The sequence below is a fragment of the Nocardia brasiliensis IFM 10847 genome, assembly GCF_000710915.1.
In the GTDB taxonomy this organism is placed as follows: Bacteria; Actinomycetota; Actinomycetes; order Mycobacteriales; family Mycobacteriaceae; genus Nocardia; species Nocardia brasiliensis_A.
Genome location: NZ_BAUA01000175.1, coordinates 46,402 through 70,797 on the forward strand (window position 1 = coordinate 46,402; position 24,396 = coordinate 70,797).

General features: G+C 67.1%; 20 protein-coding genes. 6 read left to right on the forward strand and 14 right to left on the reverse strand.

The features are described from left to right. Nucleotides 1–28 precede the first annotated feature (28 nt). From NBRGI_RS34380 to NBRGI_RS34395, 4 genes are all read right to left on the reverse strand, one after another. Entirely contained in the window at nt 29–1,699 is a 1,671-nt protein-coding gene (locus tag NBRGI_RS34380; RefSeq protein WP_029901344.1) for a substrate-binding domain-containing protein, read from the reverse strand. 112 nt (nt 1,700–1,811) lie between these two features. Next, the gene (locus NBRGI_RS34385) at nt 1,812–2,087 is read right to left on the reverse strand and encodes a WhiB family transcriptional regulator (protein WP_014984402.1); all 276 of its coding nucleotides are present in this window, start codon (nt 2,085–2,087) and stop codon (nt 1,812–1,814) included. A 24-nt stretch (nt 2,088–2,111) separates the two neighbouring features. Further along, the gene (locus NBRGI_RS34390) at nt 2,112–2,657 is read right to left on the reverse strand and encodes an HNH endonuclease (protein ID WP_029901345.1); all 546 of its coding nucleotides are present in this window, start codon (nt 2,655–2,657) and stop codon (nt 2,112–2,114) included. Nucleotides 2,658–2,916: 259 nt separating this feature from the next. Next, nucleotides 2,917–4,104, reverse strand: coding sequence for an MFS transporter (locus tag NBRGI_RS34395; protein WP_036561951.1), 1,188 nt, complete (start codon nt 4,102–4,104; stop codon nt 2,917–2,919). A gap of 74 nt (nt 4,105–4,178) precedes the next feature. Between NBRGI_RS34395 and NBRGI_RS34400 the strand changes: the two genes are divergently transcribed. After that, complete coding sequence (locus NBRGI_RS34400; RefSeq protein ID WP_029901347.1) at nt 4,179–4,937, forward strand: DeoR/GlpR family DNA-binding transcription regulator; 759 nt, start codon at nt 4,179–4,181, stop codon at nt 4,935–4,937. Between the two features lie 6 nt (nt 4,938–4,943). On the opposite strand, the gene NBRGI_RS34405 is transcribed toward NBRGI_RS34400, so the two are convergent. Beyond that, nucleotides 4,944–5,714, reverse strand: a complete 771-nt coding sequence (locus NBRGI_RS34405) for a DM13 domain-containing protein (RefSeq protein WP_370627895.1) — start codon at nt 5,712–5,714, stop codon at nt 4,944–4,946. 50 nt (nt 5,715–5,764) lie between these two features. Further along, complete coding sequence (locus tag NBRGI_RS34410) at nt 5,765–6,895, reverse strand: acyl-CoA dehydrogenase family protein (protein ID WP_029901349.1); 1,131 nt, start codon at nt 6,893–6,895, stop codon at nt 5,765–5,767. A gap of 90 nt (nt 6,896–6,985) precedes the next feature. Here NBRGI_RS34410 and NBRGI_RS34415 point away from each other — a divergent pair, with 90 nt between their 5' ends. Further along, nucleotides 6,986–7,675: a winged helix-turn-helix transcriptional regulator gene (locus NBRGI_RS34415; RefSeq protein WP_029901350.1), complete on the forward strand. Its 690-nt coding sequence runs from the start codon at nt 6,986–6,988 to the stop codon at nt 7,673–7,675. 79 nt (nt 7,676–7,754) lie between these two features. Here the strand turns inward: NBRGI_RS34415 and NBRGI_RS34420 are convergent, their stop codons facing one another. The 4 genes from NBRGI_RS34420 to NBRGI_RS34435 are packed head-to-tail and all read right to left on the reverse strand — an operon-like array spanning nt 7,755 to nt 11,510. Further along, on the reverse strand, nt 7,755–9,044 hold the full coding sequence (locus tag NBRGI_RS34420) for an acyl-CoA dehydrogenase family protein (RefSeq protein ID WP_029901351.1): 1,290 nt from the start codon (nt 9,042–9,044) through the stop codon (nt 7,755–7,757). Between the two features lie 2 nt (nt 9,045–9,046). Next, nucleotides 9,047–9,727, reverse strand: coding sequence for a TetR/AcrR family transcriptional regulator (locus tag NBRGI_RS34425; protein WP_029901352.1), 681 nt, complete (start codon nt 9,725–9,727; stop codon nt 9,047–9,049). Next, nucleotides 9,724–10,773 (reverse strand): zinc-binding dehydrogenase, encoded by a 1,050-nt coding sequence (locus tag NBRGI_RS34430; protein WP_029901353.1) that lies wholly within the window; start codon nt 10,771–10,773, stop codon nt 9,724–9,726. Before NBRGI_RS34430 ends, NBRGI_RS34425 begins: the two co-directional genes overlap by 4 nt. After that, on the reverse strand, nt 10,770–11,510 hold the full coding sequence (locus tag NBRGI_RS34435) for an SDR family NAD(P)-dependent oxidoreductase (RefSeq protein WP_029901354.1): 741 nt from the start codon (nt 11,508–11,510) through the stop codon (nt 10,770–10,772). Before NBRGI_RS34435 ends, NBRGI_RS34430 begins: the two co-directional genes overlap by 4 nt. A 245-nt stretch (nt 11,511–11,755) precedes the next feature. On the opposite strand from NBRGI_RS34435, the gene NBRGI_RS34440 reads away from it, so the two are divergent. Continuing rightward, nucleotides 11,756–13,933 carry a malate synthase G gene (locus tag NBRGI_RS34440; RefSeq protein WP_029901355.1) on the forward strand — a complete coding sequence of 726 codons (2,178 nt, stop codon included), beginning with the start codon at nt 11,756–11,758 and terminating at the stop codon, nt 13,931–13,933. Between the two features lie 233 nt (nt 13,934–14,166). Here the strand turns inward: NBRGI_RS34440 and NBRGI_RS34445 are convergent, their stop codons facing one another. Continuing rightward, nucleotides 14,167–15,372, reverse strand: a complete 1,206-nt coding sequence (locus NBRGI_RS34445; RefSeq protein ID WP_029901356.1) for a cytochrome P450 — start codon at nt 15,370–15,372, stop codon at nt 14,167–14,169. Nucleotides 15,373–16,122: 750 nt separating this feature from the next. Between NBRGI_RS34445 and NBRGI_RS34450 the strand changes: the two genes are divergently transcribed. Further along, complete coding sequence (locus NBRGI_RS34450; RefSeq protein ID WP_036561938.1) at nt 16,123–17,307, forward strand: cytochrome P450; 1,185 nt, start codon at nt 16,123–16,125, stop codon at nt 17,305–17,307. Nucleotides 17,308–17,416: 109 nt separating this feature from the next. Here the strand turns inward: NBRGI_RS34450 and NBRGI_RS34455 are convergent, their stop codons facing one another. The 3 genes from NBRGI_RS34455 to NBRGI_RS46845 all read right to left on the reverse strand — a co-directional run bounded on the left by NBRGI_RS34455 (nt 17,417) and on the right by NBRGI_RS46845 (nt 21,890). Next, on the reverse strand, nt 17,417–18,667 hold the full coding sequence (locus NBRGI_RS34455; RefSeq protein WP_029901358.1) for a cytochrome P450: 1,251 nt from the start codon (nt 18,665–18,667) through the stop codon (nt 17,417–17,419). Nucleotides 18,668–18,854: 187 nt separating this feature from the next. Then, on the reverse strand, nt 18,855–20,528 hold the full coding sequence (locus tag NBRGI_RS34460; protein ID WP_029901359.1) for an acyl-CoA dehydrogenase family protein: 1,674 nt from the start codon (nt 20,526–20,528) through the stop codon (nt 18,855–18,857). 1,224 nt (nt 20,529–21,752) lie between these two features. Further along, nucleotides 21,753–21,890, reverse strand: a complete 138-nt coding sequence (locus NBRGI_RS46845) for a universal stress protein (protein ID WP_370627896.1) — start codon at nt 21,888–21,890, stop codon at nt 21,753–21,755. A gap of 347 nt (nt 21,891–22,237) precedes the next feature. Here NBRGI_RS46845 and NBRGI_RS34465 point away from each other — a divergent pair, with 347 nt between their 5' ends. Both NBRGI_RS34465 and NBRGI_RS34470 read left to right on the forward strand, forming a co-directional pair. After that, on the forward strand, nt 22,238–23,227 hold the full coding sequence (locus NBRGI_RS34465; RefSeq protein ID WP_029901360.1) for a 1-phosphofructokinase family hexose kinase: 990 nt from the start codon (nt 22,238–22,240) through the stop codon (nt 23,225–23,227). Nucleotides 23,228–23,324: 97 nt separating this feature from the next. Next, entirely contained in the window at nt 23,325–24,311 is a 987-nt protein-coding gene (locus NBRGI_RS34470) for an Acg family FMN-binding oxidoreductase (RefSeq protein WP_029901361.1), read from the forward strand. Nucleotides 24,312–24,396: the final 85 nt, after the last annotated feature.

A 24,396-nucleotide genomic window follows, 5' to 3' on the forward strand; every position in this document is an offset into this window, starting at 1 on the left:
CGTCCGCGGAAGGGCGCGGTTTCGGCGTTTACGGGGTGGTCAGCGACTGCACGATTGCCGAGGCGAAGGTGAGATCGTCGGAGGTGGCCAGGCGGGTGTAGGTGCCGCCGCTCTGTTCGGAGATGCTCTTCAGCGTCTGCGTGCCCGGGCCGCCGATCACGATGATGTCCACGCGGACCGGATGAGCCTTGTCGATCGCCGCGGCCATATCGCTCGCGAGTTTCGCGCCGGTGACCGAGGAATCGTCGTCGGGTCCGTCGGTGATGAGCAGCACCGAATTGGTGCGTCCCGCGGTGTAGTTGGCCACCGCGTTCTTGTAGGCGGCGATCAAGGACGGGTAGGCCTGATCGGCGCGCACGTCGGTGGCGCGTAGCGCGCCGAGTGCACTGCTGATCTTCGTGCGCTGGGCGTCGGTGAGCGGCGCGGTGGCGGCCTGTACCTTGTACGGTTTGGTGTCGTCGAGGTTCTTGCCGAAAGTCCAGATACCCAGGCCGAAGTCGGGCGGCATCACGGTCATCGTGGAGTTGAGGGCGGCGATGACGTTGGCGAGCCGGGTCATCGAGCCGTCGGCGGTCGACATGGATGCCGAGACATCCACCAGCACAGTCGATTGCACTCCCAGCACCGGGTTGGCGAGGGTGCCCGCGACCTTCTCCAGGACCGCGCGTGCGGGTGTGGGCGCGGGGGCGGGCGGACCGGCGGTGAACCCGGCCGCGGCGAACGTCTGTGCGGTCTCCGGGGTGCGCAGGAAGTCGGCGAACAGGCCGCCGATCAGGTTCTGGGTCTTGTCGACCCACGGCCCGGACATCAGCGCCGCGGGGTGGTCGGCGACCGGCGCGGCACCGGACGGGCGGTAAACAGTAAGTCCCGGTTGGCTTTTGACCTGCTGCTCGGTGGTGGCGACGGCGTGCACGGTGGCGTTCTTCGGCGCGCCCGCGAGTGCGCTGAAGGCGGCGGCGGTGTCGGGTACCTCGGGTGCCTCGGCGGCGAGGCCGGAGATGGCCGAGACGACCTGGCCCGACTGTGCGGCGGGGTCGTTGAGGGGGTCTGCGCCCGAGACCGCGGAGCCGACCGCGATGGCGGCGGCGAGGGTGGCATCGCCCGGCGGCAGCGCCATGCGCAGGCCGCCCCAGCCGGACAGGCCGATATCGCTGAGCGAACCCTGTTGCAGGCGTGGCAGATCCGACCACGACGACTTGGCTTCTTCGAGGGCACCGCGCAATTCGTCGGGCACCGCGAGCACGATCGGGCTCACCGCGATCGGTGCGGGCGTGCCCTCGATCAAGCCCGGGACACGCATGGCTTCGATGGAGCGGGTCGAGTCCGGGATCCACAGCACCGGTTGCGGGCCGAGATTCTGATCCCAGGGTTTGCCGCTGGTGAAGGCGGCGACGACAGAGGCGGAGGGCTGGGTGGTGACCGACACCTGCGCGCAGTGGTCGCGCACCTTCGGCTTCGTCGCGTTGTAGCGGTCCGCGGCCGCCCTGACCTGCGGTGCGATATCCGGATCCGCGGTCACGTACAGCGTCGCGGCGCCGGAGACGCATTCGGCCGCGGCGGCGCTGTCCTCGTCCGCGGCGCGGTCTCTCAACTGAAACCAGCCGAAGACGCCCGCGACCAGCAGCACGATGGCCACTATCGCGAGAACCGGACCTTTACTGACGCCACGGGACCTGGTTCCGCTGCGATGAGTGCCCACGGTGCACAGTGTATGTTCACCTGCGGTTTGCGGGCTCGGCGAGTCTCCTGCTCGTCGGCGTGCCGTGTCGAAACACCCGGCGTCGTGCCCCGACAGGGCACGACGCCGGTGGTCAGGGGCGGATCATCCGGCCCCGGTCGAACTCGTGGCCACCCCAGACGCCGGACTGGCCGGTGCGCGCGGCGAATTCGCCGCACGCGGTGCGGATGGGGCAATCCGCGCAGACCTCGCGCGCGTAGTCGAAGTCCTGCGACGGGTACGGGAACCAGGCCTCGTGATGCGGGTCACCGCGGCAGGCGGCCCGATGCCACTCGCCGGAGTCCGAGAGCGGGAGCAGCTCCGCCAGGGTCAGCTGCACGACGGCGGCGGTGTCGGTGTGGACGGTCATCGTGGTGGTCTCCTTTCTCGGATGTCAGGTCCGTGCGAGCTGCTTCCAGATCTGTCGCTGCTGCTTGGCCCGGTGGTTGGGCGCCTTCGGCACCCAGAGCAACCGCATGCCCGCCTCCTCGGGGGTGCGGTCGGCCTTGCTCGTGTTGCACGGCCCGCAGCAGGCGACGAGGTTGCTCCAGGTGTTCGGGCCGCCCCGGCTGCGCGGGCGGATGTGGTCGACGGTGCGGGCCCAGGCGGCGCAGTAGCCGCACCGGTGGTTGTCCCGGCGCAGGACGCCGGCCCAGGTCGCGCGGCTCTCGTCGTGTACCCGCGCGCTGTGCTCGAGGTAGACGTAGCGCAGCAGCCGGATGGTTTCCGGCAGAAGCACCTCGACGTGTTGGGACCGGATCGTGAAGTGCGGTACCCGGTCGGCGATCGATTCCGCGGTTCCGGCCATGAGCAGCACCACGGCCCGGTCGGCGCTGATCTCGTCGAGTGCCTCGTAGGAGGCGTTGAGCACCAGCACGCCGGTGTGTATCCAGTTGTCGGCGGTGACGGCCGCGGGGTACGCGGCATGGCGGAAGGGCATGGGAATCACCATGTTTCGGGAAGAGTCGAGCGATGCGGTGGCAGGGGAAGGTCAGCGACCGTCTTGGAGGCGGCTGTTTTCGCGGCCGGGTTTCACGGTCGACAAGCGCTGGGCCGCACAGGTGTTCGGCATGGTCGGGCGCATTCGCCACCTCCTCCTTTCCACGTGCTCGGGCGTCACCGCTACTCGGTGATCATCGTCGAATCCCATGGTGACATAACGGACCTACCGTTGTCGGGTCATTTTTTCGCGGCCCGGTTCAGGCGGCGCGCTGCCCGGTGTCGGCCGCGTCCGCGCTGGTCGAGCGGGTGCGCAGGATGCCCGACGCGGCGGCTGCGAGCACGCAGAACGCGACGGGCAGGAAGAAGACGACGTCGAGCGCGGCGAAGTGGGTGAGCGGCCCGATGATCGCGGGCCCGGCCAGCATGCCGAGATATCCGATGCCCGCCACTCGGGCGACGTTGGCGCCCACCGCGTTTCGGTCCGCGTGACCGGCGGCGCTGAACAGCTGCGGGACGCATCCGGACATGCCCGCGCCGAAGACGGCCCATCCCACGAGCGCGAGTGGAATCCAGGGCGAGAGTGCGGCCGTGGACAGGCCGATCGCCGCCGTCGCCGCGCCGTAGCGCAGGATGGCCACCGGGCCGAACCTGGTGCTGAGCCGATCGGCGAGCAGGCGGCCGACGGTCATTGCCGTGGCGAAGGCGCCGTAGGCGAGTGCGGCCGTGGCGGGGGAGGCGGAGAGCACATCGCGTAGATGCAGTGTGCTCCAATCGTTGGCGACGCCTTCGCAGAGCATGAGCAGGAACGCGAGAACGGCGAGCAGCCAGATCCGCCGTGTCGCTTTGTATTTGCCGCCTATTGCGGAAGTGGTTGCGGTGCCGGCGGCTTCGGTCCGAAGCAGGGACGGCGCGGCGGACAGCGCGACGGCGAGCCCGAGCAGGGCCGCGACGCCCAGCGTGGTGGCGGGTGACCAGTCCCAGCTCAGCGTGCGGGCGCCGATCAGCGCGGCGAGCACGCCGCCCAGCGAGAAGGTGGCGTGGAACGCCGACATCACCGCGCGCCGATAACCGTGTTCGACCTGGACGGCGTGCGAGTTCATCGCGACGTCGAGACAGCCGTTGCCGAGCCCGAGTCCGAACAGTGCCGCGCCGAGCAGCCAGCCGTTGGTGGCCAGTCCGGGCGGCACCAAGGCGGCCGCGCAGAGCGCCGCGCTCGCCGGGACGACGACTCGGGCGCCGAAACGATCGGCGAGCGGGCCGACGATCTGCATGCCCGCGAACGCGCCCGCACCCAGGAGCAGGAGCAGCCAGCCGAGTGTCGCGTGGCCGATGCCGGTCCGCTGTTCGATCGCCGGGATGTGCACGACCCACATGCCCATCAGGAATCCGTTCAACGCGAAGAAGGCGAAGGTGGCCACTCGTGCGGCGCGCAACGTACTTTGCATGTTCTCGAACATAACGAACGCTTTGACTGTTCGAAATGTTGATTTTTGAACATGGAAGATGTTTGAATACCGATGTGGTGAGCACAGATCGTCTTACGCAGATCGCCGATGCCGTGCGCGCGGCAGGCAGTCTCGGCGTCGCCGAGCTGGCCGAACTGACGGGCGCCTCGGAAATGACCATTCGCCGAGACCTGGAGACCCTCGCCGGTCAGGGCGTGCTCGAGCGCTACCGCGGCGGTGCCAGGACCCTGCTGCTGCGCGGCGAGGAACCGCCGTACGCATTGCGGGTGCGGGAGGGCATGGAGACCAAGCGCCGGCTCGCCGCGGCCGTGGCCGGTCTGATCGCCGACGGCGAGTCCGTGGTCCTCGACAGCGGGACCACCTGTGTCGAGGTCGCGCACGTGCTGGCGGCACGGCGGCTCACGGTGATGCCGCTGTCCCTGCACGCGGTGAACGCGCTGTCGGCGGCGCCCGCGGTGACCCTGTTGGTGCCGGGCGGCAGGCCACGCCCGGGCGAATTGGCGCTGACCGGGCCGTTGACCCTCGCATCGTTGGCCGCGATCAGGTTCGACACCGCCGTCATCGGCTGCTGCGGGCTGACCGCCGCCGACGGTCTCACCGCTCACGACCTGGACGACGCCGCGGTCAAGCAGGCCGCCATCGCCTCCGCCCGGCGGGTCATCGCGGTCACGGAATCGGCCAAGTTCTCCCGCACGGCCCTGGCCGTCGCCGCCCCCGCCGCCGCCCTGCACGCCGTCGTGACCGACCAGGCCGCCGCCCCCGAAGTCGTGGACGCGCTACGCGCAACGGGCCCAACGGTTTTGACCGTGTAGCCAGATTCAGGCAGCGCCCAGCTCGGCGGCGCCGAAGGAGACGTTGAAGCGATCGCACCAGATGGTGACGCTGGTGAGCGACGCCAGGTCGGTGTCGGCGGGGATGGCGTAGTTCTGGCTGCCCCTGTTGCCTTTCAGGCTGCCGAGGTCGAGGTGCCTGCCGTCGTCGAAGACGAACCAGCCGGAGCTGCCTTCGATGACCGGCGCGTCGGTGAGCCACACGTGCAGGTCGGGGCCGTTGGAGGTGTCGAGGTCCGCCAGGCGCAGGACGCGGCTGCCGTCGGGTAGTTGGAGGACGGCGACCGTGCCGGACGTGGTGTGCTCATGGGAGATGAATGTGCCGCGGGCGAGGACGCGCGGTTCGGCGGGGACGCCCGGCGGCGCGGCCCCGGCCGGTGCGGCGAGCGATGGCGCGGCCTCGTCGACCGTGGTGTTCGTGAACAACCGCCACGGTTGAAACAGCGCCAGCCCCACCCCGAGCCCGACGACCAGGACCACCGCCAACGCCCACGTGATGGGGGAGCGCGCAATTCGCCGAGCCGACACCATGGGTACTCCTTCGAGCTGTTCCAGCAATACGACCATTGAACACCGCAATCCCGCCTTCAACCGCGCGTTGACGAGCGAAAACGTGTGAACAAACCCTGACGGATTTTCGCCCGTCGGTCGGCAGCGGCGGTGTGCGGCCGCATCGCAGCGCTGCAGGACGTCGCGATGCTCGTATTGCAGCGCCGTGCCGCAGTTTTCACGTGGAGTAGCGCTGCTGCGAGCCGTCATGTCTCGTGCCCTTGGCGATTGCCGCGCCTACTGGTCCGCGGCCTGCACCGTCATCCGAGCGGCGAATGTCCGAGCAGCACGCGGCCGGTGAACCGGGTCTGCTTGGCTCGCGGCAGTGGATGGAACAGACAGCCGTGGATGTCGCGGTAGCGCATCTCCAGTTCGCAGGAGCGTGAATAGCCCAGTCCGCCAACGGTTTCGATGGCGAGTCGGACGGTGTGGATGAGCGCGTCGGCGGCCGCGGTCTTGCGGCTCAGGGTGCGGCTGGCATAGGCGTCGGTGTTGTCGAACCGCAGATTGTCCGAACCGGCGAACATGGCGTCGATCAGGTCGGCGGCCGTGGTGTGCGCGTTGACCATCTCGCCGGCCAGTTGGAAGGTGGGCGCGTCGTCCCGGCCGGCGACCAGGGCGGCGGCGAGTTCGACCGCGCCGTCGGCGATCCCGAGGTAGGCGGCCATCACCAGCGGCATCGCCGCGCCCATCACCACGTTCAGCAGCGGCGGCCAGGCGTCGGCGCGGCGCACCAGGGAGACCGCGGCGTCGGGTACGAAGACATCGTCGAGGATCACGGTGTGCGAGCCGCTCGCGCGCAGACCGAGTGTGTCCCAGGTCTTTTCGATCCGTACACCGGGCGCGGTGATCGGGACGGCGCAGTGCAGCACGTGCGGGCCCTCGGGTGCGTCCGCCCACCGGATGCTGGTGACGAGCACGGTACCCGCCTCGACACCGCTGGCCGGTGATTTGCGCGCGTGCACCCGATAGCCGCCCTCCACCCGCTCGGCTCGGCCACTGGAGGCGACCCAGTCGGAGGCGCCGGTGCTGATCAGGATCGCGCCGTCGACCACCTTGCCGAACAGCGGTGCCGTGTCGATGCCGTGGTGGTGCCGCCACACCTGGGCGGCGACGAGGTGGGTGTGCATGGCGAACGCGACCGCGGTGGACGGGTCGTGGCGGCCGAGTTCGCGCAGTACGTCGCCCATCTGGCGATGTGTCGCACCGCCGCCGCCGAACTCGGCGGGGACCAGCGCGGCGGACAGTCCGGTGCTGCGCAGCAGGTCGAAGGCGGTGGTGGACAGTTCGCCCGCGCGGTCGTTGGCCGCCACCTCGGGGCGCAGGGCGGCGCCGACCTCGCGAGCGCGGGCGATCCAGTCGATGCGGATGTCGGAAGAGGTTGTCGTCATGTTTCGAAGGTAGGAACGGCCGCGATAACCGAATAGTCCAGAAAGTGGACTCTGCCGGTCCAGTATCTGGACCCCGAATACGAGGTGACCATGACGACACCGGGCTACGGCCAGTACTGTCCGATCTCTCGCGCGCTCGACGTGCTCGGCGAGCGCTGGTCGCTGCTGATCGTGCGCGACCTGCTGCTGGGTACGACCCGGTTCAACGATCTGGCGCGCGGCCTGCCCGGCCTGTCCCGCAGCCTGCTGGCCAAGCGGTTGCGTCAGTTCGAGCGTGCCGGACTGCTCGACAAGGTGGGCTCGGAGTATCTGATGACCGCCGCGGGCCGGGATCTCGAGCGGATCCTGTTCGGCTTCGGCACGTGGGGCGCCCGCTGGAGTTTCGGCGACCCGCGGCCGGAGGAGCTCGATCCCGCGGTGCTGGTGTGGTGGATGCATACCCGCCTGGACACCTCCGCGCTGCCCGGCAAACGCCAGATTTTCGCTGTCCGGTTCACCGACCGTCCGCACCGTTTCTGGATCGTCGTCGAGTCGGGTGTCCCGTCGGTCTGCGACGCCGACCCGGGTTATCCGGTCGACGTGGCGATCAGCTCCGACGTCGGTTCGCTGTATCAGGTGTGGCTCGGCAGACTCTCACTGGCGCAGGCGATCCGGACCGGCCGCCTGACGTTCATCGGCCCGACCGCGCTGACCCGCCGCATGTCCTCGGTGCTGCTGCTGAGCCCGATGGCCCCGTACGTCACTCCGGCGCCGGTCGACTTCACCACGCGCGCTTCGTGATCGGCCTGGACAGCGCCTGCCCGCGCACCCACCTGCGACTCGGCAGGCCGGTGCGCGGACGCGCTACGTCACCGCGCGATCAGAGGTTGCCGACGATGTGTTCGAGGCGTTCGGCGACGTGCTCGCGGGCCTTTTCCCGGAGGGTGGGGCGGTAACCGCTGGGGTAGACCGGATCTGCGGGTTCGTAGGTCTTGAGCACCTCCTTGGCGAGGGTGATCTTGTGCACCTCGGTGGGCCCGTCGGCGATCGCCATCACCTCGGCGTAATTCATCATGTCGACGAAGGGGAGGTCGGTGCTGACGCCGATGGCGCCGTGCAGATGCAGTGCGCGCTGGGCGATGTCGTGCATGACCTTGGGCATGGCGACCTTGATGGCGGCGATGTCCTTGCGCACCTTCAGGTAATCCTGTTCCTTGTCGATGCGCCACGCGGTGCGCAGCACGAGCAGCCGGAACTGCTCCATCTCGATCCAGCTGTCCGCGATGCGCTCCTGGGTCATCTGCAGGCCGGCCAGCGGCCCCTTGCGCATCGGCCGGGACACGGCCCGCTCGGCCATCATGTCGAAAGCCTTGCGCACCAACGCGACCGTGCGCATCGCGTGATGGACGCGCCCACCGCCGAGCCGGGTCTGCGCGACGATGAAGCCCTGGCCCTCCGCGCCGAGTAGATGGTCGGCGGGCACCCGGACGTCGGTGAACCGCAGATGGCCCTCGTGCTCGCTGAACCCGTGCACGTGGAAGTTCTTGACGATCTCGAGGCCGGGGGTGTCGGCGGGCACGATGAACATCGACATGCCCTGGTACGGGCTGACATCCGGGTTGGTGACCACCATGACGATGTGGAAGCTGGCGAACTGCGCGTTCGAGTTGAACCACTTCTCGCCGTTGATCACCCAGTGGTCGCCGTCGCGTACCGCCCGGGTCTTGAACGTGGTGGGGTCCGAACCGCCGGTGGGCTCGGTCATCACGTAGCAGGAGCCGATGTCACCGGCGAGCAAGGGCGCCAGGTACTTCGCCTTCTGCTCCTCGGTGCCGTAGTGGGCGAGGATCTCGGCGTTGCCGGAATCCGGTGCCTGGCAACCGAATACCGACGGCGCCCAGAACGACGTGCCGAGCACCTCGTTGAGCAGCGCGAGCTTCATCTGCCCGTAGCCCTGGCCGCCGAGTTCGGGGCCCAGGTGGCAGGCCCACAGCCCCTGTTCCTTGACCTGTTCCTTCAGCGGCCGCATCAGCGCCATGGCTTCTTTGTTGCTGCGGTCGTACGGATTCGGGTACAGCGAGTCGAGCGGCTCGACCTCGGTGCGGACGAATTCCGCCGCCCAGTCCAGTTTCTTCTGGAAGTCCGGGTCGGTCTCGAAATCCCAAGCCATGGTCAGCCTTTCGTGTGCGGTTCGGTGGTGGTCACCACGCCGTCGAGGAACGTGGTGGCGAGAATCTGGGCGATCTCGGCGGGGGAGTGTTCGCCGTGCGGGCGATACCAGAAGGTCACCATGTTGAGCATGCCGAGCACGCTGTTGGTGACCACGTGGTCGTCGGTGCGCAGCAGACCTGCGGCGTAACCGGTGTCGATCACCCGCTGCCAGCACTGCTGGACGCGATCGCGCAGCTCTTGCAGTTGGGCGCCGCGCTCGCCGGTGAGGGCGGTGACGTCGCGCAGCTGGATCGCGACCTCGCTACGGTGCTCGATGATCAGCCGGACGTGGCTGTGGATCAGCTGACGCAGCTGACTGATCGGATCGTCCTCGCCCGCCACGATCTGTTCCGCCTCGACCAGCATCAGCTGGATGTAGTCGTGCAGGATCTGCCAGAGCAGCTCTTCTTTGGAGCCGATGTGGTAGTACAGCGCGCCGCGCTGGACATCGGCGCGGTCGCCGATCTCCGCGACACCCGTGCCGTGGAATCCTTTCTCCGCGAACAACTCCCGTGCGGCCCGCAGAATACGTCCGCGGGTGTCACCGGCGTTGGCGGCGGAGGCGGGCGGGCGGCCGCGGCGCCGCGCCGGGACGACGTCGGCATCGCCCGACGTCGTCCTGCTGCGCGACGCGGTGCTCATCGCGCGGGGTCCAGCACGACCTTGCTCACGCCGTCCGCGCGTTCGGCGAACAGCCGGTAGGCGTTCGCGCCGTCGGACATCGGGAGTCGATGGGTGATGACCGCTTCGGGGCGCAGCCGGCCCGCTGCGGTGAGCCGTAGCAGGGTGGCCAGCTCGTATTGGATCGAGCACAGGCCGATATGGAACTCCAGCTCCTTGATCTGTGCCAGCGGCATATGGAAAGGGTAAGCCCGGTTCTGGCTGACGCCGATCACGCTGACCCGCCCGCGGTGCCCGACCGCGCTGATCGCGAGTTTGATGGTGGCGTCGGCGCCGACCGCCTCGATCGCGACATCCGCGCCGCCGCCCAGCAACTCGCGGATCGCGAGCTTGGGGTCGTCGGCGTCGATCGGTTCGGCGCCGAGTTCGGCGGCTTGTTTGCGGCGTTCGGCGATGAGATCGACGCCGAGCACGCGGGACGCGCCCATCGCGAACGCGGACTGCACCGCCATCAGTCCAACCGGGCCCAGCCCGATCACCACCACGGTCTCCCCGGGCGCGATCCGGGCCCGGCGTGCGCCGTACCAGGCGGTCGGCGCGTTGTCGGTGAGGGCGACGGCGGCGTCGTCGCTGACGCCCGCGGGCAGGCGTACCACATTGCCTTCGGCGTGCGCGACGGCCAGATACTGGGCCTGGCAGCCGGACAGCGCACCGCCGAGCCCGTAGCAGGCGTCGATCGCCGCGGGCGTGCGCTCGCAGGCGGCGACGATGCCGATCCGGCAGTTCGCGCACCGGTCACATCCCGCGGAGGCGGGGACCAGCACGCGGTCACCGACCCCGAAACCTCGGACGTCCGAGCCGATTTCGACGATCTCGCCGACCGCTTCGTGTCCGACGCTGTAACCGGTCCCGTCGGTGAACCCGTGCCCGGCATAGATGTGCAGGTCGCTGCCGCAGATACCGGTGGCGGTGACCCGGATGATCACGCCGTCCGGTCCGGTGAGCACCGGGTCGGGCACGTCGGAGTACGAGATCTCGCGCGGGCCTCGATAGGTCAGTGCCTTCATCGCCAGCCGCCGTCCACGGCGAGTGTCGCCCCGGTGCAGAATCCGGACTCAGCGCCCGCGAAGAACATTGCGGCGCCGACGATTTCGCTGGGCTCGCCGACGCGGCGCTGTGCGTTGACGGTGCCGATCGCCGCGCGGACCTCGGGCGTCCAGGCCTTCGAGATATCGGTCGCGAACGCACCGGGCTGAATCGTGTTGACCCGCACGGTCGGTCCGAAGGTCTGCGCGAGACCGACCGTGAGCGTGTTCAATCCGGCCTTGGCCGCGGCGTAGGGGAGCGCGTGCGGTGCGGGCCGGGCCGCCTCGATCGAGGAGATGTTGATGATCGACCCGCCGCCGTCGGCCGCCATCCGGGTACCGATCAGTGCCGAAAGACGAAATGGGCCTTTGAGATTCACGCCGATCACCTTGTCGAACAGTGCCTCCGACACCTGATCGAGGCTCGGGTAGAGCGGCGAGAGCCCGGCGTTGTTGACCAGCACGTCGACCCGCCCGAACTTCTCGTAGACCGTCTCGACCAGCGTGTCGCACTGCGACCAGTCGCTGACGTTGCACGCCACCGGCAGCGCGCGCCTGCCGTGGGTGTCGCGCACCTCGTCGGCCAGCGCGACGCATCCGTCGAGTTTGCGACTGGCGATAACCACGTCCGCGCCCGCCGCCGCGAACGCGAGCACCATCTCCCGGCCGAGTCCCCGGCTGCCCCCGGTGACCACGACGACCTTGTCCTCGAGCGACACACGCTCTCCCGTCGATCAGAAAATGTTCCGATCAGTACATTAAATCGCGCGGCCGATACAATCAAGGGCATGTTCGGCCGACCGCCGACACGCTGTGCCGCGCCGAGTGATCTACCCCGCTTCATCGGCGCGCCGGAACATATCGGCGAGACGCCACGTTCGACCCGGAACAGGGTGGTATCACTACCCACGGGTAACATCGATGCGTCTTTTCCCACCCGGCTTTCTCAGAAGTGAGGCAGTAGATGACAGAGCGGATTCAGGTCGGCGGGCTTCAGGTGGCCAGCGTTCTCCACGAGTTCATCGAGAACGAGGCGCTTCCCGGAACCGGCGTAGATTCCGCCGCGTTCTGGGCCGGTGCCGAGCAGGTCATCAACGACCTCGCGCCGCGCAACCGCGCGTTGCTCGCCGAACGCGACGAGATCCAGGGCAAGGTCGACGCCTGGCATGCCGAGCACCCCGGCGCGAACTACGACAAGGCCGCCTACAAGAACTTCCTGAGCGAGATCGGCTACCTGCGCCCCGAGCCCGCCGATTTCCAGATCAGCACGCAGAACGTGGACGACGAGATCGCCACCACCGCGGGCCCGCAGCTCGTGGTGCCGGTGATGAACGCGCGCTTCGCGATCAACGCGGCCAACGCCCGCTGGGGTTCGCTCTACGACGCGCTCTACGGCACCGACGCCATCTCCGAGGCGAACGGCGCGGAAAAGGGCAAGAGCTACAACAAGGTTCGCGGCGACAAGGTCATCGAGTGGGCGCGCAACTTCCTCGACGACGCCGCGACCCTGATCACCGGTTCGCACATCGGCTCCACCTCGTACAAGATCGTCGACGGTGAGCTCGAGGTCGGCCTCGAGGACGGCACCGAGATCGGGCTCGCCGATCCGTCGCAGCTGGTCGGTTACCTCGGCGATCCGGACGCGCCGACCTCGGTGCTGCTGAAGCACAACGGCCTGCACATCGAGATCCAGATCGATGCGGACTCCCCGATCGGCAGCACCGACACCGCCGGCGTGAAGGATCTGGTGCTGGAGTCCGCGGTCACCACGATCATGGACTTCGAGGACTCGGTCGCCGCGGTCGACGCCGAGGACAAGGTGCTCTGCTACCACAACTGGCTCGGCCTGATGAAGGGCGATCTGAGCGAGCAGGTGAGCAAGGGCGACCAGACCTTCACCCGCACCATGAACCCGGATCGGGTCTACACCGCGCTCGACGGCAGCGAGCTCGTGCTGCACGGCCGTTCGCTGCTGTTCGTGCGCAACGTCGGTCACCTGATGACCAGCGACGCCATCCTCGACGCCGAAGGCAACGAGGTGCCAGAGGGCATCCTCGACGGCCTGGTCACCTCACTCATCGCGACGCACTCGCTGCGCGGCGACACCGAACTGAAGAACAGCCGCACCGGCTCGGTCTACATCGTGAAGCCGAAGATGCACGGCCCCGACGAGGTCGCGTTCACCAACGAGCTGTTCGGCCGGATCGAGGACGTGCTCGGCGTGCCGCGCAACACCCTCAAGGTCGGCATCATGGACGAGGAGCGCCGCACCACGGTGAACCTCAAGGCTTGTATCCAGGCTGCCGCCGAACGCGTGGTGTTCATCAACACCGGCTTCCTCGACCGCACCGGCGACGAGATCCACACCTCCATGGAGGCCGGGCCGATGGTCCGCAAGGCCGAGATGAAGGGCCAGCAGTGGATCAAGTCCTACGAGGACTGGAACGTCGACACCGGCCTGGCCACCGGGCTGCCCGGTAAGGCGCAGATCGGCAAGGGCATGTGGGCCATGCCGGACCTGATGGCCGACATGCTGGTGCAGAAGATCGGCCACCCCAAGGCCGGCGCCAACACCGCGTGGGTGCCCTCGCCCACCGCCGCCACCCTGCACGCGACCCACTACCACCAGGTCAACGTGCTCGACCGGCAGCAGGAAATCCTGAAGGGCGGCCCGCGGGCCACCGTCGACCAGATCCTGGAGATCCCGCTCGCCGCGGCCCCGAACTGGTCGGCCGAGGAGAAGCAGCAGGAGCTGGACAACAACTCCCAGTCCATCCTCGGCTACGTGGTGCGCTGGATCGACCAGGGCGTCGGCTGCTCCAAGGTGCCCGACATCGAAGACGTCGCGCTCATGGAAGACCGTGCCACCCTTCGCATTTCCAGCCAGCTGATGGCGAACTGGCTGCGCCACGGCATCGTCACCGCCGACGAGGTGGTGGCCAGCCTGGAACGGATGGCGCCGATCGTCGACCGGCAGAACGCCGGCGACCGCAACTACCGCCCGCTGTCCCCGGACTTCGCAGGCAGCATCGCCTTCCAAGCCGCCAAGGAGCTGATCCTCGAGGGGACCAAGCAGCCCAACGGTTACACCGAGCCGATCCTGCATCGGCGTCGGCGGGAAGCCAAGGCTGCTTGCAAGTGAGTGACGTTCAGTGATTGAAAAGTAGCTGTCAGCAGCTCTTTTCTCGTTCGGGGCCCCGCGCTGGAGACATCCGGCGCGGGGCCTTTCCACAAACGGGACGGCTTCGACGGTGCCGTCAGCGGGCGCTCGGGTTTTCGGCGTGTGCGATTGCCTCGATCAGCTTCTGGCGCACCCGGGCGGGTACGTAGCTTCCGTCGGTATGGTTCCCTAGTTCGGTGGCCGGGGTCCTGCGGTCACACGTCCCAGGTGACCGGGAGGCTCTTCACTCCGAAGATGTCCGCGGTTTCCGGCCGCAGGGCGACCTCGTCGGCCGGTACGGCCAGGCGCAGTGTGGGGAATCTGTTGATCAGGGCGGGGAACGCGACGCGCATTTCGACGCGGGCGAGCTGCGCTCCCAGGCAGTGGTGGGCCCCGTGGCCGAAGGCAAGGTGTGCGCCGGCGCGCCTGTGGATATCGAACGCGTGGGGATCGGCGAAGCGCTCGGGGTCGTGATCGGCGGTGTGGTACGACGCGATCACCACCTGCCCTGCCTTGATCGTGTGGCCGGCCAGCTCGACGTCTTCCAGCGCTGTCCTCATGGAGGTCTTGGCGACGCTCAGATATCGCAGCAATTCCTCCACCGCCTGGTCGGTGAGCCCAGGATCGGCGCGCAGTGCGGCGAGCTGGTCCGGGTGACGCAGGAGCGCGAAGGTACCCAGTGCCAGCATGTTCGCGGTGGTGTCCAAGCCGGCCGCCAGCAGAACCAGGGCCATGCCCCGCAGTTCCTCATCGGTCAGATCGGTGTGGGTGAGCTCGCTGAGCACGTCGTCAGTGGGGTTCGCGCGCTTGGCGGCGACCAGTTCGGTGAGGTACCCGTAGGTCGCGGTCACCGCCGCCATCAGGTCCTCGTCGCTGATCTCCCCGCTCATGAACGACTCCACGTTGTCCTGGAAGGAACCCCTGTCTTCGTAGGGCACCCCGAGCAGTTCACAGATCATGACGGCGGGAATGGGTCTGGCGAACGTCGCCAACAGGTCGGTCGGCGGCCCGGCCGTCTCCATGGCGTCGAGCCGGTCGGCGGTGATCTGCTCGACGCGTTCGGTGAGCAGACGCATACGCCGTGCGGTGAACTTGCTCGCCAGCGGTTTCCGGTAGCGCCCGTGCTGCGGTTCGTCCATGAGCAGGAACTCACCAGGCGCCGCCGGCGGGATCTCGAAGCCCGAGTAGTCGATAGTCGGGTGGAGCATGAGCTCCTTGCGCGAACTGAATCGCGAGTCGGACAGGATCGACCGGACCAGCTCGTATCCGGTAACCAGCCAGCCGGGTTTTCCGCCGGGGAAGGTGTAGTGGCTGATCGGGCCGTGTCGACGTGCCTCGATCAGCTCGGCCGGCGGAACGAACGGACAGCCGGGCTGACGCGCCACCGGTAGTGCGGCGATCGTGTGGAGCGCTTTGCTCATGCTCATTTCCCTTGCAGCAGAAGGTATTTGACGACTCTTAGCAGTCATCGAGAACTCACTATAAGCATATGTATACGTAGAAGCAAGTCTAGCTGTCATGATCGCCTGGCGGTCACGCCCGGCTGGCGTCTCGCTAACGGTCTGCAGTGGATCGCCCGACGATGACCGGATCTGGGCGCTTGCCGTCGTTGCTCGCGCGCGGTCCCGGTAGGGGTTTGCGGGCGCGGCCGCGGCGGCGTAGAACACCGCGTCTGCGGTCGGTGAATTTCCCGAGTTGCCGGTGCCGGAGATTTGCCGTGACCTACGGTTCGGGCTGCGGACGCTGCTCGAGATCAGTATGCTCGAACGCGCTTCATCGAAACATGCTGTAGTCGAACATATTTGGATGTACCGGTCGGTTTGTCTCGGGGCCGGTCAGCTATGGGCGCACGAGCAGGGAGGCGCAACGTGTCACGGTCTTGCCGGCCACGCGGCTCGGGTCTTTCTCCGGAACTCGTGCGGTTTCGCTTGCTACCTGTGTGCTGACGCTGCTCTCTGCGATCTCCGATTCGGCCGCCGGCAGTCGATCCGGTTTGCTTACGGACGGCTTCCGGACATGTAAGACCCCGCTGCTGTGTGAATCTCGTCAACTCAGACTGTCCGAGGAGTGCTTGTCATGGCCACCTTATCCGCTGCCGCACGACCGACGACCGAGCGTACTTGCCTGCTAGCCGATCTGCCGGCGGCGCCGCCCAGCGACCGTCCTCGCGCGTGACGCTGCACACGCCGGAGTTCGCGGCGGATCCACACAGCATGTACGCGGCCATGCGCGACAATCACGGTTCACTGGTTCCATTGGAACTGGCGCCGGGGGTGCCCGCGACGCTGATCATCGGTTATCGGGAAGCACTACAGGTGCTGGGCGACCCGGTGCATTTTCCGGCCGACTCGCGGGCGTGGGAGTCCGGTCGCACCGGGGTGTGTCCGGTTTTGCCCACCGTGGGATGGCGCTCCGGCACGCCGCAGACCGGTGAGGCGGAGTACGCGCAATACCGCAGCACCACAACGGCTTGTCTGAACCAGATCGATCTGTATGCGCTGCGCGTCGCGGTCGAGCGCGTCGCAGCGGAGTTGATCGATAGCTTCTGCGAGGCCGGCTCGGCCGACCTGCTCGCCGAGTACGCCATTCCGCTGACCGTCGAGATAGTCCACGACGTGCTGGGGTTCGGGCCCGAGAGCGGCCGCAAAGCGTTCTCCGCGCTGGTCGCGTTGCGCAACGCCGCCGACGCGGTATCGGTGGCGGCGAGCGAGAATATGGTGCGAGCGGCGATCGCGGAAGCGGTGGCCGCGAAGCGGGTGGCGCCGAGCGCTGACGTCATATCGTGGCTGGTCCAGCACGGCGCCTATGCGCACGAGAACGAGTTGGTCGAGCAGATCGCCACGCTGTACGTGACCGGCACCGAGCCGACCTGGAACTTGATCGCGAACACAGTGCTGCTGCTGGCAACCGATGACCGGTTCGGCGGCGAACTGCTGGGCGGGGCCCTGTCCATCCGGGACGCGATCGACGAGGTGCTCTTCACCGATCCGCCGGTAGCGAATTCGTGCTTCAGCTATCCGCGTCAACTGCAGATCGTGGGCGACACCTGGCTGCCGGTGGATCAACCGGTACTCATCAGCCTGGCCGCCTGTAATGCCGACCCGGCCGCGGCCGATGGTGACCGGATGGGCAACCGTTCGCATCTGTCCTGGGGTGCGGGCGCGCATTCGTGCCCGGCCCAGTCGGTGGCGATGGTCATCGTGCAGGAAGCGCTCGATCAGTTGCTCGATGCGCTTCCGGACGTCAGCTTGGCCGTTCCGGACACCGAATTACATTGGCGGGCAGGCGGTTTCCATCGCGCGCTGGCTCGTCTTCCGGTGCGGTTTCCGCCGTCGCCGCCGCTGAATCTCGGCTGAGACCGATCACGCGGATGCGCTGAGCCGCCGCCGGGCCGCTCAGCGTATCCGATCTACCCGCGAAAGCTGTTTCCAGCCAACGGGTTTCAGCATTCCGCGGCGGCGGCTGTCACACCGGCAACGGCGCAGTGGGCGGGAACACCACCGGCAACGTGGTCAATGCTCGATGGAAGGGGCCGGGCCGCCACACGAGCTCCTCTGGGGCGACCGCGAGCTGCAACTCCGGGAGCACATCCAGGAGTTGATCGATGACCTCCTGCGCGAGCAGGATGCCGTACGGACGAGCGTGCGCGGGACAGGCGTGCGGACCTGTGCTGAACGCCAGATTCCAGCCGTTGTCCAGAAACTCTCCGGTGTTCATCTCCGGATCGGTGTTGCAGGCCGCCATGCTCACGATGACCGGTTGATTCGCGGGCAGCCAGACGCCCTCGATGATGATCGGCTGGCGGGGATAGGTGATGCAGTAGTTCGCCATCGGCGGGTCGGTGGCCAGCCGCTCGTCGAGCGCGGTCCTGGTCGAGAGCGGGCAGCCGTTGTCGACGGTGGTGAACCGGGAATCGGTCAGCATCAGCAGCAGCGTGTTGGCTACGAGGTTCAGCGGCGGTTCGACACCGGCCGCGAACAGCAGGACCAACTGATGCACCATCTCCTCGTCGGACAATTCGGCGGAATGCTGGACCAGTCTCGTGGTGACGTCGTCGGCCGGGTGCGCCCGCTTCAACGCGGTGAGGTCGAGCAACGCGGCGCCCATGATCGCGTTCACCGTTTCGGTGTCCACGCCGTCGAACATCGCCGCGCTGGCCTTGGCGACTCGCTCGCCGATGTCCGGGGGACAGCCGAGCACCTCGCAGAAGACCGAAAAGACCAGCGGGAGGACGTATTGACTCAGTACGTCGGCGTTCCCGTCACGGCAGAACGTGTTGATGATCGGTACGGCGGACCTTTCCACAATGGAGCGCAGGAAGTTGAGGTCCATTCCAGCCAACGCGTCGTTCAGAGCAGTGCGGTAGCGCGTGTGCTCCGCGCCGCTGGTGCGGATCGCGTTGGGCCGGTATTCGATCATCGGCATGATCGGGATATCGGCCGGCACCGTTTTCTGCCAGATGCTCGGGTCGGCGGGAAAATGCTCGGAGTCGTTGAGGATTCGCACGGCGGTGCGGTATTTGACAACCAGGGTTGCCGGCACCCCTGGCCACATCTCCACCGGGACCAAGGAACCGTAGTTCTCCCGCATCTGGCGGTAGAACCGGTGCGGATCGGCGGCAAATTCTTCGCTGCAGATCGCGATTCGAGGACCGGTGAACTCGATCGACGGGGTCGAGACGGTGGTAGAGCCCTGAAGCGTGTGCTGCGGATGCACTGACGTCTCCTTGGTATCGGTTTCGCCAGCATCGTACCCGCGACGGGCCAGGAAATAAATCGCAATCTTGTTAGCTGTCAACAAGATTGCGACTGCGCTGCGGATTCGGGCATACCTGGCACGCGGATGCGGCCGCGTAGCCCGAGCGGGGCGCCGCGGCCGCATCGATTGCCCCGCAGGGCCGGGATCAGCGCTGTTCGCAGCGCGCGTCCCACGCGGCGGGCAGATCCTCCGACAGTGCGGGCGCGCCGAGAATCCCGTCGTCGAGCTCGAACGCGTCCAGCACTGCGGGCAGCTGGTCGGCGAGATCATCGATGGCCAGCCGGAGCTGTTTCCTCGTGGCCTCGACCGCGGCGATATCGAGCAGGCCGTGGGTGAGATACCACGTGGCCTGGTCCAGCAGGTGATGTAGCGCGAAAACATCGCGCACCGCGGCTATTTCAGGAAGCTCGGCATGGTCGTGGAGCAGTCGCAACGCCGCTTCGGTACAGTACGCCTCGGCGAGGTCGAGCGCCTCGGGAATGACCGCTAGTCGGTCGGCGAGAGCCGGTGACGCCAGATGCTGCTGTGCCTCTTGCGCGATCGTCAAAGTGCGTGCACTGAGCAGCCGCAGGCGGTCCTCGGCATCCTCGGGATCGTGCACCCGCACTACCGGGGGCAAAGTACCGGCCAGTTCCTTCGCCAGCACCCGACCGGCGACGGAACCCAGGACGTGGCAGTCGCCTTCGCCGGTGATGGCGGCGTGACAGACGCCGAGGTAGTCGGCGACGCGATTGGCACTGAACATGCCCTGCGCGCCCATCTTGATGCGACAGTGGGTGACCGTCTCCAAGGCATGCAACTGGATGAAGTGCTTGGCCAGCATGACCGACACCACCGTGTCGCGATCGGTGAGATCGCTACCGGCAAGGGAGGTCTTGATCGCGTTGCCGTAGACGGTCCGGGCGACGGTGCCGGCCAAATCGGTGAGCAGGGTGTCGCGCACGTGCGGAATATCGACCATCAACGGGTTGTCGACCGGCGTCAAGGGCACTACTCGTTTAGCGGCGTAACGGAGTGCGATGTACAGCGCCGCGCGTGCCGTGGCGTTCAGGCAGGACGACAGTGCCAACCGTCCGACCGTCAGCTGGCTGATCGCCGAAGCGAATGCCCGACGTCTGCTCGTCTGATCGCGCCAGGTCAGCACGCCTTGCTCATCGATGGTAGCCAGGTCATTGCTCAACCAGGCGCTGCGCTCGACTCGCAGGCCATCGAAACTGATGACCGAGTTGTCCATGATGACCAGTGGCTGATGGTCGAGCTGGGTGATCCGCACGCCCGCGCACGGCTCGCCGTTCGCGTCTCGTAGTCGCGCGGCGAACAGGTGTACGCCCTGATCGACACCTGCCGCGTCGATGAACCGCGCCCCGATGACGCAGACCCGGGCGACCGGAATGCCGACGCTGGGCATGAACTTTCGTGCGCGCGGGTTCGGGGTGTCGAGCACGAATCCGTCGTTGTCCCACCGTGCGGTGGTTTGCATGAAACCGATATTGGAGCCGCACCCGTACTCGGTCAGCAACATCACACCGATGCTCGACGCGTCGTCCAGGTCCCGCAGATACGGGGCGGCGGAATCGGAATCGGTCAGGGTGGCCAGGCTGCCCGACGCCAGGTTGTAATGGCCGGAGATCAGCGGAATCAAGTCGGTCGCCAGTACCGCGGACCAATCGAAAACCGCGAAGAGCTCGGGCAGGTCGGTGGCGACGGCACGGGTGCTGCCGATCCCTTTGACCAGATCCCGGAGCTGATCGTAGGCGTTCTGGCGCCGCTGTTCCTGGCTCTGCCGCTCCGTGACGGCGAAGTCCGGGTTGCTCAGCACCTGCTGCAGTTGTCGATGGAACTCTCTGTCGCCGTGTCGAAGAAGACCCGCTAGCGATGTGCTCTCCCGGAGCATTTGCGTGACCATTACCGCCTCCTACTTCATCCGATCCCAGCGGTCGATCGTCCACCGTCGGGCATACCCGAGCCATCGCTGCCGAGCTCCGACGCTCCAGGGCCCGCGTTACCGCGCAGCTACGTGGATACCGCCGGAATCGGGAGGGGGAGCCGCAGTGATCGCCCGTCAAAGTTCAATGAGCCACATACCTTTTCGTAAAGTTGCGTTCACTTGATCAACGAATTCGCGTGTATCACTGCGTAATCGTTGTTCCGATCCGCACCGGCGGATCACGTGCTCGAAACGGTGCTGGCCGAATCGAATTCGCATGGCTATCAGTGTAGAACGCGCACTCGTGAGTTATCAACCGGGAGAACGCATTTGGGCGTATCCGTGTGATGCTGTATATAGGGTCGCCGAAATGGCCCCACTCGATCGAGCCGACGATCGCAACCCTGAAGCGTTGGACGTCATAGGATGTTGTCATCGACGGCGCAGAACTCGGTGCGGAGGTAGAATATTCAGCCGGGTGTGCTCGCCCGGCTTCGGATGCGGCCCGCCACGGCGGGCTGAATGGTCGGTGTCGTCTAGCCATCACCCACCTCTCCCAACAGATCCAGAGTACGATTACCCGCCCCGGAAATGGGTGCGTTCTGGTCGAATGTGTCGCATTACCCGACAGTTGCGCAACGCTCGGACATGTCGACCGCGGCGACATTCGAGTCCGCCGCACGACTGCCACGGTCGGTAGATCGCGATCGGGTCCGGGCCGTCGGCGCTCGGCGAGTGCGAGCGGCCGCCGGGGCCTCAACGGTGTCGACGGTGCTCATCGTTTATGCCGCCGCGGCGGGGTCGGCCGCTCAAATCGTCGGGTTAACGGCACAAAGGCATGCGGGACAATCAATTACACGTTGGCGTCCAGCACATCGACCGGGCACCGGACCCAGCCTGTTCGAGAACGCGGTGCTGGGCAGTGCGATCCACAACGTCCGCGTACTGCCCGGATCAGTCGGGTGCATCCAGCGCCATACGGTCGGGTTGCGACTGCGTTTGCGCTGGTTGTCCGGCGTCGGCACGGCCCGCTCTGCGTGGGCCCGTGCGGCGATCTTCGGAGGCGCACTCACCGATGGTGAATGTCTACCGAAATATAATCGGCAGCAGGGTATTTCATAGTTTCGCTGATCTGCGCTGGCCACGGTTGGCGGGCGACCACGACGGGCAGTGGGTGTGTTGCACGAGGTAGTTACTGGCGGAGCCGAGAACCGGCCCGGTGAAACCGCCTCGGCCTCGACTGCCCACCACCACGACGAGCTGTGCTGATTTTCGACCGATCGAGCAGTATCTCCGCCGGGCGCGCCGGGGGATACCTCAGGTGTGACGGTGACGTCCGGATACTTCTCCGACCACCTCGTGAAACGTGCGGCGAGGATGGCGTCTTCGGTTCATGTGGCCGCCGGATATCGACCGTTCGGGTATCCCAACGGTATGGACGGGTGCGCAGCCCGCACTGGTGGCGTTGGTCCTCGATCGACGAGCCGAAAGTGCCTCCCCCTGGCGAACCCAGTGGATTCGGACCGAGGCCTTTCGGCACTGTGCTCATCGCGCTCGGGCGCGAGACGCTGGGTAGGCCGACCCCGTGCCCAGGAGGACTGATGCCGACGTCGCTGCCGATTCTCACGGTGACCTTGAACCCCGCTGTGGACATCAGTTTCGAGGTGGATCGGTTGCGTGACGAAGGAAAGAATCGCGTCGCGGTGCGGTCTGTGCAGGCCGGCGGCGGTGGCTTGAATGTCGCGCGCTGTGTCAGCAGGCTGGGTGGCTCCGCGTTCGCGTGGCACACCTTCGGCCGGGAGGTGGGGCTGCGGTTGAACCGCTTGCTCGACGAGGAGGGGCTCGCGCACGGCGGTATCGAGATCGGTTCCGATACGAGAGAAGCTGTCGTCGTCGCGGAGACTGAAGTGTGGCACAGCTATCATCTGGTGCCGCCGGGCGTGGCGTTGTCCGCGGTCGAGCAACGCCGTTGCCTGGACGCGATCATCACCACGGCGCACAAGTTCCCCTACCTGGTGCTGACCGGAAGCGTTCCGCCGGGTATGCCGGATGACTTCTGCGCTCGGATTGTGCACGGCGTCGACGCGTCCGTCACTCGGGTGGTGCTCGACATAGCGGGGGCGCAATTGCGAGAGGTGCTGGGGGAGAGCGCATTCGCTATTCGACTCGACCGCCGCGAGGCGGCGGGACTGCTCGGCCGGCCGATAACATCTTTCGAGGATGCGCAGGCGGCCAACGATCTGCTTCTGGATATCGCGGCCACCGGCAACGCGATTTCGACCGTGGCGGCATTGGGTGCTGTGTACTCGAACAGCGCTTCACACCATAGGATTTCCGCCCCGGTATCAGGGTCGCCGCGGCGCAGCGATGCTTGCGCGGGCGACAGTCTGGTCGCGGCGTTCACCTATCGACTCGCCGCGGGCGCGGACTGCCGGAACGCCTGCGAATACGGCGTCGCCGCAGCCGCGGCGACCGTACTGCGGCCCGGTACCGAGGTCTTCGAAGTCGCCACGGTCGAAGCATTGGTCGCCGACGTGCGTACCGAACGGGTCGACCGGCAACGCACCGCAGCGGCGTACGAAGGTCCCTGAGTTCGAGGGCCTTTCGATTCGGGCCGAGGCCATCGTGCCCTTATCCGGCACCCCGCGCCGGTGGGACGGTAGACGGAAACGACCTGGAGGTAACGACATGGACCACGGACTGCCCGACGACAACACCGTCAAGACAGCACTGGCGCTCGCGGTGCGGGCGCCGTCGGTGCACAACTCCCAACCGTGGCGCTGGCGGATCGGCAGCCGGTCGGTGCACCTGTATCTCGATCCTACGCGGGCACTGCCCGCCACCGATCCCGATCAACGGGACATGGTGATCAGTTGTGGTGCGGCACTGCATCATCTGCGGGTTGCCTTTGCGGCGCTGGGTTGGTCGGCGGTGGTGCATCGGCTGCCCAACCCGGCGGATCCGAATCACCTGGCCTCGATCGAGCTGCTGCGGCACCGGCCCATGCCGGCGGAAATCGAACTGAGCGCGGCCATTTCACATCGGCAGACCGATCGTCGGCATTACACGTCGTGGGAGATCCCACCCGGATATCTCGGACTTGCCGCGGAACGCGCGGCTGCGCTCGGTGCGGTGCTGCGCAAGGCAGGCGATCGCTCGCGAGAGCACCTGATCGCGGCTACGCGCGCGGCCGCGGTCCGGCACGCGATGGACTCCGAGTATCGATTCGAGCTGGCGAATTGGAGCGGTCGGCACAGCGCGGCAGACGGCGTGCCGGCTCGCAATACCCCTGCGCCGCGCAGCGAGGACGAGTTGCCCGCACGGACGTTTGTCGCCCCCCAGCTGAGCGACACCGCGCGCGAGCCGGATTTCGCGGAACTGCTGGTGGTCGGTACGTCCGGAGATGACCGGATGTCCCGCCTGCAGGCGGGGGAGGCGCTGAGCGCGGTGTTGCTGACCGCAACCAACGTCGGCCTGGCCACCTGCGTGCTCACCGAACCGCTCGAGATCGCCGAATTGCGCCACGATGTTCGGCGCGGTGTCCTCGACGACACTTCCTATCCGCAGGCGATCGTCCGCATCGGCTGGATTCCTACCAGCGCGGCACCACTGCCGATGACCCCGCGCCGAGCCGTCGAGGACGTTCTGGACCCATTCGACGCTCCCATCGGCTGAATGTCTTCCGATCCCCGGCTCCCGAGGCCGGGGATCGTCATGCGCCGTGAGCGCTGAGATCCCAGCCCCAGGCCTTCGGCTCACG

Bases quoted from the DNA above. Each gene is read 5' to 3' on its own strand.
- NBRGI_RS34385 (WP_014984402.1), bottom strand. From the start codon at position 2,087: ATGACCGTCCACACCGACACCGCCGCCGTCGTGCAGCTGACCCTGGCG.
- NBRGI_RS34390 (WP_029901345.1), bottom strand. From the start codon at position 2,657: ATGCCCTTCCGCCATGCCGCGTACCCCGCGGCCGTCACCGCCGACAAC.
- NBRGI_RS34395 (WP_036561951.1), bottom strand. From the start codon at position 4,104: ATGCAAAGTACGTTGCGCGCCGCACGAGTGGCCACCTTCGCCTTCTTC.
- NBRGI_RS34405 (WP_370627895.1), bottom strand. From the start codon at position 5,714: ATGACGGCTCGCAGCAGCGCTACTCCACGTGAAAACTGCGGCACGGCG.
- NBRGI_RS34410 (WP_029901349.1), bottom strand. From the start codon at position 6,895: ATGACGACAACCTCTTCCGACATCCGCATCGACTGGATCGCCCGCGCT.
- NBRGI_RS34415 (WP_029901350.1), top strand. From the start codon at position 6,986: ATGACGACACCGGGCTACGGCCAGTACTGTCCGATCTCTCGCGCGCTC.
- NBRGI_RS34420 (WP_029901351.1), bottom strand. From the start codon at position 9,044: ATGGCTTGGGATTTCGAGACCGACCCGGACTTCCAGAAGAAACTGGAC.
- NBRGI_RS34425 (WP_029901352.1), bottom strand. From the start codon at position 9,727: ATGAGCACCGCGTCGCGCAGCAGGACGACGTCGGGCGATGCCGACGTC.
- NBRGI_RS34430 (WP_029901353.1), bottom strand. From the start codon at position 10,773: ATGAAGGCACTGACCTATCGAGGCCCGCGCGAGATCTCGTACTCCGAC.
- NBRGI_RS34440 (WP_029901355.1), top strand. From the start codon at position 11,756: ATGACAGAGCGGATTCAGGTCGGCGGGCTTCAGGTGGCCAGCGTTCTC.
- NBRGI_RS34445 (WP_029901356.1), bottom strand. From the start codon at position 15,372: ATGAGCAAAGCGCTCCACACGATCGCCGCACTACCGGTGGCGCGTCAG.
- NBRGI_RS34465 (WP_029901360.1), top strand. From the start codon at position 22,238: ATGCCGACGTCGCTGCCGATTCTCACGGTGACCTTGAACCCCGCTGTG.
- NBRGI_RS34470 (WP_029901361.1), top strand. From the start codon at position 23,325: ATGGACCACGGACTGCCCGACGACAACACCGTCAAGACAGCACTGGCG.